Raw genomic sequence first — 13,597 nt, 5'->3', positions numbered from 1 at the left:
TCAGCTCACACCCCGAAGTCACCCGAGGGTGCGATGAGGTTCGTCACAAGACCGTCGGTCTTCCCGAGAACGGCGACCGCCCAGGAACGTTTCTCCGGCTTGTCACCCGTCGGTGGGATGTCGACGCGATCGGCACGCACCATCAGCAACTCGCCGCCCTCGGTCAACGTGTACCGGGAAACCTCGTCCGGGTAGGTCGTCGCGACCGCTTCAGCATTGTCGCCGACGGCGTACCCGCCGACCGTCTCGACCCGGATGCCGTTGACCTCCGGAACGATCACATACGCGGTGATCGCCGGATCGTAGGGCTCCTGCTGGTCGATGTCACGATCGACGATGAAGAAGCCGCTCCAGGTGTACCGCGTGCCTGGCGGCGTCTCGATGCCGCCCTCATCCGGTTCGACGACCGGTGCAGCACCGAACGCCGCCGTGAGCATCTCCGTGAACGTCGACGCGGCATCGAAATACGTCGCCGATGCGATCGTCGACCCGTCGTCTCCGAGCACCTCGACGGCTTCCGCCCGGACGAGCACCGACGCGACGACGGGCGGAGCGGTCGGCGTCGCACTGGGTTCGGTCGCATTCGTCGCGGACGACTCCGGCGCAGCGGCCTGCGGCGTGCAGCCGGTCAAGGCCACCAGTGCCGCGATGACAGCCGGCAGGACGAAACGACGTGAACGCATGTGGGACTCCCCCGGTACCGCAGCACCTCCCGTGCCGCTCCGGCCAGACTAACGGGTCGCCCGCCCCATTTCCGACGCAGCCCGAGTGTGCCCGCCGGATGTTCAGAGCAGCTCAGCTCAGCTCAGGGTGCGCCGCACCCGTTCGACGTCGTCGGTCATCTGCACGATGAGCGGGTCGATGCCGGTGAACGCGACCATGCCGCGGATCCGTTCGACGAAGGAGATCTCCACCTCGTCGTCGTACAGGTCGAGCTCCGTCTCGTCGAGCACGTACGCCTCGACCTGCTTCTGCGGGACGCCGTCGAACGTGGGGTTGTTGCCCACGGAGATCGCCGACGGCAGTCGACGGCCGCGCCAGGTCAACCAGCCGGCGTAGACGCCGTCCGCCGGGATGAGCCCCTGCGACTCCGGCGACAGATTCGCCGTCGGGAACCCGAGTTCACGACCGCGCTTGGCACCGTGCACCACGATGCCGCGGACGCTCGGCGGACGCCCGAGCAGTCGGGCGGCCTCTGCCACGTCGCCATCACCGAGGAGTTCGCGGATCCAGGTGGAGGAGACGCGGCGTCCGCCGGCCGGACGCACGTCCGGGATGGTGCGGACGGAGAATCCGTAGACGTCGCCGAGGGATTCGAGTGTCCTGACGTCGCCGGCCCCGCGATGCCCGAATCGGAAGTCCTCGCCGACGAGCACGATCCTCGCGTGCAGTGCACCGACGAGGATCGTGGTGACGAACTCCTCCGGCGTCAGCTGGGCGAGCGCGGCGTCGAACCGGAGCAGGAGCGTCGCATCGACGCCCGTCTCGGCGAGCAGCGACAGCTTCTGCGGATTGCCGACGAGCGACTCAGGGCAGGCGTCCGGCGCGATGAGACTGAGCGGGTTGCGATCGAACGACACGGCCGCAGAGATCAGGCCACGGTTCGCGGCCTCCTCCAGGAGCGCCGCGATGACGGCCCGGTGCCCGGCGTGCACACCGTCGAACTTGCCGATCGTGACCGCCGACGGTCCGAAGCCGTCGGGGATCTCGTCGAGCTCGGTGAACGTGATCATGCCGACTGGCGCCGATGCTTCGACAGCCACCACAAGCCGAGGATCGGCAGTACGAGCGGGATGAAGACGTAGCCGCGACCGAAGTAGGACCAGACGGTGTCGTGCGGGAACAGCGCGGGATCGAACAGGCTCAGCGATCCGACCACGAGCACCCCGACGAGTTCGAAGGAGATGGCGATCCACGCAACGCGCTTCCACACGTCTCCGCGGGCGACGAGCGAGACCGTCGCGACGATGTAGACGACGCCGGCCAGTGCCGACAGCACGTACGCGACGGGAGCCTCGTCGAACTTCGTCAGGATCTGGAAGACGGATCGGCCCGTGGCGGCGAGGGCCAGGATGCCGTAGACGGCGACGAGGACCACGCCGATGCCACTGAGTCGGGGGCGGGCGGGAGCGGTGGACGTGTCAGCCATAACCTGTCGATTCTATGCGACCCGGCGCACGCCGGGCTCCCTGTGTGACGCACTTCGTTGGACGGGGAAGCGGGTCATGCGCCCTGGACCGTCCAGATCTGCAGCATGCGATACAGCATGACCGCGATCGCGAGGCACACGACGCCGAGGACGACCGTGCTCCACCTGCTGCGTTCCACGAGTGCCCAGAATCCGCCGGCGAGCGGGAGGATGATCGCGGAGATCAGATAGACGTAGAACTCCGGGACACTCCCGGTCGCCTGGTTGCCGACGGCCGGCGCGATGATCGCCACGACGAGTTGGGCGATGAGGAGCACGAAGACGAGCGCGGTGGCGCCCATCGTCAGGTCGCTCGGCTTCCGTCCGGCCAGCCCGAGGACGACGCACAGGAGCCCGCCTGCGACGGCGACGGCGATCTGCGCGTAGGTGAACCACTCGATCATGCGGATGCCTCGTCGCTGGGGAAGTTGACGATCGACTTCAGGCTCGTGCCCTTCGCCTCGACGAGCCCGATCAGGCGGCCGTCGGGACTGACGGCCGCGATCGGTCCGGTGTGTCCGTCCGGAAGCGCCCTGGCGAGTCGTTTGCCGTGGCCGAGGTCGATCGTCTCCTGCTCGGTGAGGTCGAGGGCGCCGAAGAGCGCCGTCGCAACGTCGGTCGGGGTGTGGAGCGATGCCGCGGGGTCGAGTTCTTCGAGCGTCGAGGCGTCCTCGATGCGGAACGGACCGATGCGCGTCCGCCGCAGCACGGTCAGGTGGCCGCCTGCACCGAGCGAGCGACCGAGGTCTCGCGCGAGCGCCCTGATGTAGGTTCCCGAGGAGCAGACCACTCGGACGTCGACGTCGATGACCCCTGCCCCGTCATCGGCTCGCGTTCGCCGGATGTCGAGGACCTCGAACTCGCTGACGGTGACGGCTCTGGACTTGAGCGTGACCTCGACGCCCTCCCGGGCCAGCGCGTACGCGCGTTTCCCGCCGACTTTGATGGCGCTCACGGTGCTCGGCACCTGCTCGATGTCGCCCGTGAGCGGCACGATGCCGGCGAGGATGTCGGCGTCGGCGATGGCGTCGACCACGGCCGGATCCGCCGTCGTCGTGACGTCGCCCTCCGCGTCGTCGGTCGACGTCTCCTGACCGAGCCGGATCGTCGCCGTGTACTCCTTGTCGAGGCCGACCACGAACGTCAGCAGGCGGGTCGCCGAGCGGGTCCCGAGGACGAGCAGACCGGTCGCCATGGGGTCGAGTGTGCCGGCGTGACCGACTTTGCGGGTGCCGGCGAGGCGACGGACGCGGGCGACCGCATCGTGGCTCGTGAAGCCCTGCGGCTTGTCGATCAGGAGGATTCCGGGTGCCGTCGTCTGCGACGCGTTTCCGCCGACCGTACGTTCTTCTGCCACCAGGCAACGGTACCAGCCGCCGGGCGTCGCCCCCGGTCTCCGTCCCCCACGGCTCCGGTCCCCCGGTCCCTGAACTTGTCGAAGGGCCCGACAAGCTCCGACCCCACCCCGGTCCCTGAGCCTGTCGAAGGGCCCGCCACACTCAAGCTCCGACCCCACCCCGGTCCCTGAGCTTGTCGAAGGGCCCGACAAACTCAACGACCGACCTCAGCTCAGCACGAGTCGGCGAAGATCCGCTCGGGGTGGTCCTCGTCGCTGTTGTCGATGAGCGCACCGGCGAATCGGCGTGGATCGTCGTCCGCCTGATACAGCCGCTGCCCGCCGACGTACCTCGCGTTCGACTCCGCGTACGGATCCGCGTCGACGCCGAGCCGGTCGTGCAGCCGAGCGTATGCAGCCTCGAGCGGCACCTCGAGCCAGACGGAGGTGTGCCAGATCCCGCGGATCTCCGGCCGGTGCAGGAACACGCCGTCGACGATCAGCACGGCGTCGACCGGTGCCGTCGTCCACCGCGCCTGCGCCTCCGTGTTCCGTCCCTCGTCGAACCCGACGAGCTGGAATCCCGCGCTCCCACCGAGACGGAACGGTTCGATGAGCACCCGGCGGAAGAGGGAGTAGTCGAAGGAGTCGAGGAAGTAGCCCTCGGCGGAGTTGCGCCCGCGGGCGTACCTCGCCTCACGCGGTCGGTGGAAGTCGTCGATCGATGCTCGGAACGCTGCACGACCCGCCTCACGGAAGACGTCTGCCAGACCGTCCGCGAACGCGGCGGTGCCGGAGCCGCTGATGCCGTCGACGGCGATCATCGTCCGACCGACGGGATAGTGCTTCGACATGTCGTCGCGGAGCCCTCGGAGCAGCTCGACGCGCGGGGTGTTCACGAGCCTCATGACCCGAGCCTACGCCCTGATCTCGTAGGCTGGAACGGTGAGCAACAGCCGTGGATCAGCATCGCCTGGGCCCGCATCGCATCTGCCGGCGCCGCACGAGTCTGCTCCGACCGCCGCATTCGCCGGCCCCATCGCCCCGCTCGTCACCGACTGGTTCCGCCAGAACGCGCGAGACCTCCCGTGGCGCCGCCCTGGCTTCCCTGCCTGGGGCACCCTCGTGAGCGAGTTCATGTTGCAGCAGACCCAGGTGAGCCGGGTGATCCCCCGGCTGGAGGAGTGGTTGGAACGCTGGCCCACGCCCGTGCACCTCGCCGCGGAGCCGCCGGCTGAGGCCGTCCGTGCGTGGGGCCGGCTCGGCTATCCGCGGCGCGCGCTCTGGCTGCACGCCGCCGCGACCCAGATCACCGAGCGGTTCGACGGAACCGTCCCTGACGACGTCGACGATCTCCTCTCGCTCACCGGCATCGGCGACTACACGGCCAGGGCCGTCGCGGTGTTCGCGTACGGCAGGCGGCACCCGGTCGTCGACACGAACATCCGTCGGGTCATCGCGCGCGCGGTCGACGGCGACGCGGAGCCCGGTCCACCGAACGCCAAGCGCGACCTGCCTGCCATGGAAGCCCTGCTGCCGGACGACCTCGCCGAAGCGGCTGTCTTCAACGCCGGGATGATGGAGATCGGCGCGATCGTCTGCGTGGCTCGGTCTCCTCGCTGCGATGACTGCCCGCTCGTCGCGCGGTGCGCCTGGCGTGCGGCCGGATACCCGGAGTACACCGGCCCGGTCAAGGCGAAGCAGAAGGCGTTCGCGGGCAGCGACCGGCAGGTGCGCGGTCTGGTGATGGCGGAGCTGCGCTCGACGCATCGGCCGATCGGCGCAGCTGAGCTCGCCGGCGTCTGGTCCGATCCGGAGCAGTTGGCGCGCGCCATCGCGGGTCTCGTCTCCGACGGTCTCGCCGTCCACTCCCCCGACGGCTACGCCCTCCCGCACGAGTAGCGCCCTTCCGCGCCCCCGGTCACTGAGCTTGTCGAAGTGCCCGCCCCCGGTCACTGAGCCTGTCGAAGTGCCCGGGGGCGGACACTGAGATTGTCGAAGTGGCCCTTCGACAAGCTCAGGGACCGGCTTCCTTCGACATGCTCAAGGACCGGCGTCCCTCGGACATGCTCAGGGCCCGACGTCCCTCGTTCACGCTCGAGGGCCGGCGCCACCGCTCAGAACTCAGGACGCCCCCGGCGTGTCGCGTCCGGTCACGGGAGTGAACGGGGCGACGCGCCGGGGGCGTCCTGAGTTGTGAACCGAGTTGCTACTCCTCGTCGTCCGCCTCACGCGGCTTGACGTACGGGTCCTCGTCGCCGGCGTACGCGGCGCCCTGCGCGAGTCCGGCAACCTCGGTGTCGCGGTTGCGGGCCTCACGCAGCAGGTCCTCGATGTGCTGGGCGTTCTCGGGGATCGCGTCCAGGAAGAAGTCGAGGCTCGGCGTGAGCCGCGAGTTGATGTTCGCGCCCACCTCCTTGCGCAGCAGACCCTTCGCGGATTCGAGGGCGGCCTTCGTGCCCTCCCGCTCCTCCTCGGTGCCGTAGACCGTGTAGAAGATGTTGGCGTGTTGGAGGTCGCCGGTCACCTGGACGTCGGTGATCGTGACGAAGCCGAGTCGAGGATCGCGGATCCCCTTGTCGAGACGCTTCGCGATGATCTCCTTGATCCGGTCGGCCAGTTTCCGTGCTCTCGGGTTCTCTGCCATCTCGTCCTCCTCTGATGACCGTCGGGGCACGAACGCCCGACGGATGCTGCACACAATACAAGCAGGAATCCCCGCCGCCCTCCCGAAGGAGGGCGACGGGGATCAGCCGGGCGGATTAGCCGCGCGGCTTCTCCTTGAGTTCGATCGTCTCGATCTCGTCGCCGATCTGGATGTCGTTGAACTTGCCGAGGCCGATACCGGCTTCGAAGTCCGTACGGACCTCGGTGACGTCGTCCTTGAAGCGACGCAGCGACTCGATGGCCAGGGCATCGCCCACCACGACGCCGTCGCGGATGACGCGAGCCTTGGCGTTTCTCGTGATGGTTCCCGAGCGGACGATGACACCCGCGATGTTGCCGAACTTGGAGGAACGGAACACCTCGCGGATCTCGGCCACACCCGACTGCACCTCTTCGAACTCGGGCTTGAGCATGCCGGTGAGGCTCTGCTCGACGTCCTCGAGTGCGTTGTAGATGACCGAGTAGAACCGGATGTCCACGCCTTCGCGAGACGCACGGTCGCGCGCCTTCGGGTCGGGGCGGACGTTGAATCCGATGATGATCGCGTTGTCGATCGTCGCCAGGTTCACGTCGGACTCCGTCACCGCACCCACACCGCGGTGGATGATGCGCAGCTGCACGCTGTCGTCCACATCGATCTTGAGGAGCGATTCCTCGAGCGCCTCGACGGCACCCGACACGTCACCCTTGATGATGAGGTTGAGCGATTCGACCTTGCCCTCTTCGAGTGCACGGGTGAAGTCTTCGAGGCTGATGCGCTTGCGGGCCTTGGCCAGCTGGGCGTTGCGCTCTGCTGCTTCACGCTTCTCGGCGATCTGACGTGCCGTGCGGTCTTCCTCGGTGACGAGGAAGGTGTCGCCGGCGCGCGGGACGCTCGAGAGGCCCTGCACCTGGACGGGACGCGACGGTCCGGCCTCTGCGACCGTCTCGCCGTTCTCGTCGACCATGGCGCGGACGCGGCCGTACGCCGTGCCTGCCACGATCGCGTCGCCGACGCGGAGCGTTCCGGACTGGATGAGGACGGTGGCAACCGAACCGCGGCCCTTGTCGAGCTTCGCTTCGATGGCGACACCGCGGGCGTCCTTGTTCGGGTTCGCACGCAGGTCGAGGCCGGCGTCCGCGGTGAGCAGCACGGCATCGAGCAGCTGCTTGATACCCGTGTTGTTCCGCGCGGACACGTCGACGAACATGACGTCTCCGCCGTACTCTTCAGCGACGAGGCCGTATTCGGTGAGCTGCTGGCGGACCTTGGCCGGGTTTGCGTCCGGCTTGTCGACCTTGTTCACCGCTACGACGATCGGGACGTTCGCGGCCTGGGCGTGGTTCAACGCCTCGACCGTCTGCGGCATGATGCCGTCGTCGGCCGCGACCACGAGGATCGCGATGTCGGTGACCTGCGCACCACGGGCACGCATGGCGGTGAACGCCTCGTGACCAGGGGTGTCGATGAAGGTGATGGGACGTTCGACGCCCTCGTGCTCTGCAACGACCTGGTACGCACCGATGTGCTGCGTGATGCCGCCGGCTTCACCTGCGACGACGTTGGCGTTGCGGATGGCGTCGAGGAGTCGCGTCTTACCGTGGTCGACGTGACCCATGACCGTGACGACGGGGGGACGGACGACGAGGTCCTCGTCGGACTCGTCTTCCAGCTCCTGGTCGAGGTCGATGTCGAAGCCTTCGAGGAGCTCTCTGTCCTCGTCCTCCGGCGACACCATCTGGATCTTGTAGCCGAGCTCTGCACCCAGCACGTCGAACGTGGCCTCGTCGAGGGACTCCGTTGCCGTCGCCATCTCACCGAGGTGGAACAGCACGGTGACGAGGTTTCCGGGGCTCGCGTCGATCTTGTCGGCGAAGTCCGAGATGGATGCGCCGCGACGCAGACGGATGACGGTGTTGCCGTCGCCGCGGGGGACGCTCACACCACCGAGCGACGGGGCTTCCCGCAGCTCGAATTCTGCTCTCTTCGTCCGCTTCGACTTCCGTGCCTTGCTCTTGCCGCCACCGCGACCGAAGGCACCAGCGGTACCACCGCCAGGGCCACGACCGCGACCGCCGCCGCCACCTGGACGACCTGCGAAGCCACCGGCTGCCGGAGCTCCCCCGGGAGCGCCGCCTGGACGGAAGCCGCCACCGGCGCCTGCGCCTGCACCACCCGGACGGAAGCCACCGCCGCCTGGACGGCCTGCGCCGCCCGGACGACCTGGGCCGCCTGGACGCTGACCCTGGCCGACGCCCGGACGGGGCGAGCCGGGGCGCGGAGCCTGCGGACGGGGGATGTTGCTCGGGTTGGGTCGCTGACCCATGCCCTGTGCAGCGGCAAACGGGTTGTTGCCCGGACGCGGCGTACCGGTCGGGCGCTGACCCATGCCCTGCGAGGATGCGAAGGGGTTGTTGCCCGGGCGGGGTGCGCCAGGACGGGGGATGCTCGGCTTGGAGTCGCCTGCTGCGTCACCAGAAGCCTCGCCGGCTGCTGCCGGAGCTGCGGGTGCCGCAGGAGCTGACGGGGCAGGGGCTGCCGGAGCGGGTGCTGCCGGGGTCGCTGCTGCCGGAGCTGCAGGTGCTGCCGGAGCCGCTGCGGCGGGAGCCGCAGGAGCTGGAGCGGCCGGGGTTGCCGCCGCAGGGGCCGGAGCCGGTGCTGGAGCGGCCTTCGGGCCGGGGACCACTGCGGGCTTCGAGCCGGGAGTCGGCGCACCGGAGGGGCGGGCCGACGGGGCCTTGGGGGCAGCGGGGGCGCCGGCCGGAGCCGTCACGCCTTCTGCTTCGAGTGCTGCGCGCAGCTTGCGGGCAACGGGGGGTTCGATGCTCGACGACGGTCCCTTGACGAATTCGCCCAGTTCTTTGAGCTTCGCCATGGCGACCTTGCTGTCGACACCGAGTTCGGATGCGATCTCGTGTACGCGTGGTTTTGCAGCCACAATTCTCCTGTCTGAGCTCGCACCCAGGCAGGGGCGAGCGTTAGTGGTGGACGGGTCTCATTTCGAGCCGCTCATGAGTTGTCCATTAGCCGTTCGCCTGTTCTCTCGGAATGCCTGATCGAAGGACCGGCATGCGCAGCGATCACCCGGAAAACCGGGTGTACTGCAGCGATGGGAAGTACATGCGCATCGAAGACGCGCGTCGGTACATCCTCAATGGTACACCCGTCGCTTGTCACGCCAATCCAATCGGCGTGATCGGAAGGCGCTTCTCAGCGTCGGATCGCCCGACACGCCGAGCCGCAGGTCATGCCTGGGCGGCGCTCCCGGCGCGTGGGGCGTGAGCGCCGACGTACTCCTGCACCTGGGTGGCGTCGAGCGCCGTCGTGACGCGGAGCGCCCGCCCGAACGCGCGCCGTTGGAGCGCCTTCTCCAGGCAGTCCTCCGAGACGTGCAGCCACGAGCCGCGGCCGGGCAGACGCACGGCCGGGTCGACCACGAGGGCGCCGGTCGGCTCCCCCGCATCGTCGGATCCGGCCACGACGCGCAACAGCTCGGAGCGCGCGCCCCGCCCGCGACAACCGATGCAGATCCGGACGGGACCGTCGATGTCAGGGGCGGGGCGCGCCGAAGCTCGCGCCGAGTTGCGCTGGGAACCCATACGGCCGATCAGTCCGCTTCGAGGATCGAATCCGGCTGGATGTCGATCTTCGCGCCCGTGAGCTTCGCGGCGAGGCGGGCGTTCTGGCCCTCCTTGCCGATCGCGAGCGACAGCTGGTAGTCGGGGACGAGCGCACGGACGGCCTTGAGCGACTGGTCGATGACGTACGCGCTCGTGACCTTGGCCGGCGACAGCGCGTTGGACACGAATGTGGGCAGGTCCGGCGAGTAGTCGACGATGTCGACCTTCTCGTTGCCGAGCTCGTCCGTGACGGCACGGACGCGACGCCCGAGCTCGCCGATGCAGGCGCCCTTGGCGTTGATGCTCGGGTCATTGGCCTTCACGGCGATCTTCGTGCGGTGGCCGGCCTCGCGGGCGAGCGAGACGATCTCGACGACGCCGGAAGCGATCTCGGGCACCTCGAGCGCGAACAGCTTGCGCACGAGCGACGGGTGCGTGCGCGACACGGTGATCTGCGGCCCCTTGAGCCCGCGGGTCACACTCGTCACGTAGACGCGCAGTCGCGCTCCGTGCGGGTACTCCTCGCCGGGGACCTGCTCCTCCGGCGGCAGGATCGCCTCGATCGTGCCGAGGTCGACGTGGATCATCCTGGGGTTCGGCCCCTGCTGGATGACGCCGGCGATGATGTCGCCCTCACGTCCCTTGAACTCACCGAGCACTGCCTCGTCCTGGATGTCGCGCAGTCGCTGGCTGATGACCTGCTTCGCCGCGAATGCCGCGATGCGTCCGAAGTCGTCCGGGGTGCTCTCCGACTCGCCGATGAGGACGTCCTCCTCGTCGAACTCCGGCACGAGCACTGCCACGTGACCGGACTTGCGGTCGAGCTGGACACGGGCCGGGGGCACTGCGCCCTTGCCGACTTCTTCTGCGCCAGGCGTGTTCTTGAGGTACGCGGTCAGGATGGCCTGTTCGATGATCCCCACGAGCTCTTCGAAGGGAATCTCCTTCTCCCGCTCGATCGACTTCAGCAAACTGAGATCAATGTCCATCGATGGTCTCCTCTATTCAGCTCTTCTTCGCCGCGTCGCCGCGGCCGGGCGCACCGGTGATGCACAGCCGGGCCCGTCCGTCTACGGTACCCGATGGTTGGCCGTTGGTCACCATCGTCCGCGCTCCCGGGCGGTTCCCGCACCAGCTGTCCGGGTGCGGGCTCACAGTCCGGGGAGCCATAATGGGCGGCATGGGGTTCGGCGAACGTCTTGGCGACCTGCGGGACCGTGTGCGCGACCGCCTGCAGGACACCGTGCAGAGCACTGCCAGGAACACGCGCGTGCGCATCCTCGCTGCGATCCTGCTGGCGACGACCCTCGCGATGACGCTCGCCGGCGTCTCCGCCGCGGTGCTCCTGCGGCAGCAGACCGTCGATGAGCTCGACGCCAGACTGGCGAGGACGGCTGAGGCGACCGCGTTCCTCGTCGCGGGCTCTGGCGACTCCGCGAACGCGCCGAAGTCGACGGCGGATGCGGTCGCGCTCGTGCTGGCCCGCTCGACGTTCCAAGCGGACGAGTCCGCCGTCGGACTGCCGCCGGCGGCGCAGGCCGCACCGGATGCACCGGCTGCACCGGCTGCACAGACGGCGGCTGTCTCGCCGACCTCGCCGACCGGGTTCCGGATCGACCGCGACGGCCGACTGATCGACCGGTTCGCACACGAGGCGGCCGGGACCGTCGTCGTCGGGACCGCGACGACGTCGGGAACAGGCGCTGGCACCGGCGCGGCCACTGTCGGCGCCAGGGACATCCGGTACGCCATCATCCCGGTCGCCGTCATCGGTGATCCGGCGGTCGGACACGTCGTCGTCGCAGCGGACCTCTCGGCGGCGATGGCGCGCGTGGACGAGGTCCTGACCGTGTACGTCGTCGTCGCCGTCATCACCCTCGTGCTCATCGGACTCGTCGGCTGGGTGCTCGCGAGCAGGCTCCTGCATCCCATCCGCCTGTTGCGTGAGACGGCGGCCCGCATCACGGAGTCCGACCTTGACGAGCGGATCCCGGTGGTCGGCCGGGACGACGTCTCGCAGCTCACGTCGACCGTCAACGACATGCTCGACCGACTCGATGACGCGTTCACGAGCCAACGACGACTCCTCGACGATGTCGGCCACGAGTTGAAGACGCCCATCACGATCGTTCGGGGGCACCTCGAACTGCTCGATCCCGCCGATCCGAGGGAGGTCGAGGCGACGAGGGACCTGGCGCTCGACGAACTGGATCGGATGAACACCCTCGTCGCGGACATCGTCGAGCTCTCGGCGGTCGGCGCAGGCGCCGTGCCGGCACGCGAACCGGTCGACGTCGCCGACTTCACGATGGCGGTGTTCGACAAGGCCGCAGCCATCTCCCCCGCCCACCGGTGGGTGCTCGGCGAACGTGCAGAGCTCATCGTCGAGGTCGACCCGTCGCGGATGGCGCAGGCCTGGCTGCAGCTTGCGGACAACGCCGCGAAGTACTCGCCGCCCGGGTCCACGATCGTGCTGTCGAGCGCGTTCGTCGACGGCGACGACCCACAGCTGTCGTTGTCCGTCGCCGACGAGGGCCCTGGCGTCCCGCACGCCATGCGGGAGCGCATCTTCGACCGCTTCACCCGCGGATCCGAGGGGCGCGGCATCGGCGGATCCGGTCTCGGACTCTCGATCGTGCAGGCCATCGCGACGGCCCACGGCGGCTGGGCGCAGGTCGATGACGATGTTCCAGACGACCACACCATCGACAGCGTCGACAGCATCGACGGAGACGGCGATGCCAGGCACGGCTCGGTGTTCAGCATCCGACTCCCGCTCGCCGTATCGGACGACGAACCGGGCGACGAGCTGGACGATGAACTGGATGACGGGCTGGACCAGGAACAGACCACGGGGCCGGACGACGCGCACAAGCCGCAGTCCCTGGATGGGGACACGGACGAAACCAGCGAGGACACAACACCCGCCACGCCGCCCCTCCCCGCCGACCGCCCGGCAGCCACACGGGAACCGCAGCCCGACGGCGAGTTCCCACCGCTCGTTGAGACACCGATGCCACGATGGAACCAGGACCCGAAGCACGGGAACGGGGGCATCGGATGAGCAGGATCCTCGTAGCAGAGGACGAAGTGCGGATCTCCGCGTTCGTCTGCAAAGGCCTGCAATCAGCCGGCCACACCGCCACCGTCGCCGTGAGCGGGACCGACGCACTCGATCTCGCGGAGAGCGGCGAATTCGATCTGCTCGTCCTCGACATCGGCCTCCCGGAACTCGACGGTTTCGAAGTGCTCGAACGGCTGCGTGCCGACGGGAGCGAGTTGCCGGTCATCATCCTGACGGCCCGCGACTCGGCCAGGGACCTCGTGGCCGGCCTCGACAGCGGCGCCGACGACTACGTGTCGAAGCCGTTCCGGTTCGACGAGCTGTTGGCGCGCATCCGCCGCCGACTCGCAACTCATCCGCCGACGGGAGCCATCGTGCGCCCCGATTCCGAACGGTTGACGGTCGGCGACCTCGTCCTGGAGGTGCGCGAGCGTCGCGTCGTGGTGCATGGCGTCCCCGTCGAGCTGTCGACCCGCGAGTTCGCCCTCGCCGAAGAGTTCTTCCGCCACCCCGACCAGATCCTCAGCCGCGAAGAGCTGCTGCGGCGTGTCTGGGGCTACGACTTCGATCCTGGCTCGAACGTCGTCGACGTCTACGTCCGCTACCTGCGCAACAAGATCGGCCGTTCCACAATCGACACGGTCCGAGGTGCCGGCTACCGCCTTGCGGCCCCCGCCATCCCCGCATCGGCCCGCGAAGGGTCGCATCTGGCGGGTCCGGACCAGGCCTGACCAACCATTCG

The 13,597-nt window shown here is 68.7% G+C and carries 13 protein-coding genes; 3 read left to right on the top strand and 10 right to left on the bottom strand.

Features of this window, described 5'->3' with window-relative positions; genetic code table 11:
• Positions 1-5: 5 nt before the first annotated feature.
• From ACL9RL_RS15885 to ACL9RL_RS15860, 6 genes are all read right to left on the bottom strand, one after another.
• Positions 6-683, bottom strand: coding sequence for a hypothetical protein (locus ACL9RL_RS15885; protein WP_422781250.1), 678 nt, complete (start codon positions 681-683; stop codon positions 6-8).
• 117 nt (positions 684-800) lie between these two features.
• Complete coding sequence (locus tag ACL9RL_RS15880) at positions 801-1,733, bottom strand: bifunctional riboflavin kinase/FAD synthetase (RefSeq protein ID WP_422781249.1); 933 nt, start codon at positions 1,731-1,733, stop codon at positions 801-803.
• Positions 1,730-2,149, bottom strand: a complete 420-nt coding sequence (locus tag ACL9RL_RS15875; RefSeq protein WP_422781248.1) for a hypothetical protein — start codon at positions 2,147-2,149, stop codon at positions 1,730-1,732. Before ACL9RL_RS15875 ends, ACL9RL_RS15880 begins: the two co-directional genes overlap by 4 nt.
• Before the next feature lie 74 nt (positions 2,150-2,223).
• The gene (locus ACL9RL_RS15870) at positions 2,224-2,592 is read right to left on the bottom strand and encodes a hypothetical protein (protein ID WP_422781247.1); all 369 of its coding nucleotides are present in this window, start codon (positions 2,590-2,592) and stop codon (positions 2,224-2,226) included.
• A complete protein-coding gene (truB, locus tag ACL9RL_RS15865) occupies positions 2,589-3,545 on the bottom strand; it encodes a tRNA pseudouridine(55) synthase TruB (protein WP_422781246.1) in 957 nt (318 codons plus the stop codon). The genes ACL9RL_RS15870 and truB overlap by 4 nt, the downstream gene beginning before the upstream one ends.
• 212 nt (positions 3,546-3,757) lie before the next feature.
• Positions 3,758-4,432: a uridine kinase gene (locus ACL9RL_RS15860; RefSeq protein WP_422781245.1), complete on the bottom strand. Its 675-nt coding sequence runs from the start codon at positions 4,430-4,432 to the stop codon at positions 3,758-3,760.
• Between the two features lie 130 nt (positions 4,433-4,562).
• Here ACL9RL_RS15860 and ACL9RL_RS15855 point away from each other — a divergent pair, with 130 nt between their 5' ends.
• Positions 4,563-5,426: an A/G-specific adenine glycosylase gene (locus ACL9RL_RS15855; protein ID WP_422781398.1), complete on the top strand. Its 864-nt coding sequence runs from the start codon at positions 4,563-4,565 to the stop codon at positions 5,424-5,426.
• A 307-nt stretch (positions 5,427-5,733) separates the two neighbouring features.
• Here the strand turns inward: ACL9RL_RS15855 and rbfA are convergent, their stop codons facing one another.
• From rbfA to nusA, 4 genes are all read right to left on the bottom strand, one after another.
• The gene (gene rbfA / locus ACL9RL_RS15850; RefSeq protein WP_422781244.1) at positions 5,734-6,171 is read right to left on the bottom strand and encodes a 30S ribosome-binding factor RbfA; all 438 of its coding nucleotides are present in this window, start codon (positions 6,169-6,171) and stop codon (positions 5,734-5,736) included.
• 115 nt (positions 6,172-6,286) lie between these two features.
• Positions 6,287-9,046 carry a translation initiation factor IF-2 gene (infB, locus tag ACL9RL_RS15845; protein ID WP_422781397.1) on the bottom strand — a complete coding sequence of 920 codons (2,760 nt, stop codon included), beginning with the start codon at positions 9,044-9,046 and terminating at the stop codon, positions 6,287-6,289.
• A 370-nt stretch (positions 9,047-9,416) separates the two neighbouring features.
• Positions 9,417-9,770 (bottom strand): YlxR family protein, encoded by a 354-nt coding sequence (locus ACL9RL_RS15840; protein ID WP_422781243.1) that lies wholly within the window; start codon positions 9,768-9,770, stop codon positions 9,417-9,419.
• Between the two features lie 8 nt (positions 9,771-9,778).
• On the bottom strand, positions 9,779-10,780 hold the full coding sequence (gene nusA / locus ACL9RL_RS15835) for a transcription termination factor NusA (RefSeq protein WP_422781242.1): 1,002 nt from the start codon (positions 10,778-10,780) through the stop codon (positions 9,779-9,781).
• A 191-nt stretch (positions 10,781-10,971) separates the two neighbouring features.
• Between nusA and ACL9RL_RS15830 the strand changes: the two genes are divergently transcribed.
• A complete protein-coding gene (locus ACL9RL_RS15830) occupies positions 10,972-12,855 on the top strand; it encodes a sensor histidine kinase (RefSeq protein WP_422781241.1) in 1,884 nt (627 codons plus the stop codon).
• Positions 12,852-13,586 carry a response regulator transcription factor gene (locus ACL9RL_RS15825; protein WP_422781240.1) on the top strand — a complete coding sequence of 245 codons (735 nt, stop codon included), beginning with the start codon at positions 12,852-12,854 and terminating at the stop codon, positions 13,584-13,586. Before ACL9RL_RS15830 ends, ACL9RL_RS15825 begins: the two co-directional genes overlap by 4 nt.
• The last annotated feature ends 11 nt before the right edge of the window (positions 13,587-13,597 follow it).

The sequence above is a fragment of the Plantibacter sp. Mn2098 genome (genome assembly GCF_049319745.1).
Classification (GTDB): Bacteria; Actinomycetota; Actinomycetes; order Actinomycetales; family Microbacteriaceae; genus Plantibacter.
This window is presented reverse-complemented; position numbering and strand designations above follow the sequence as displayed.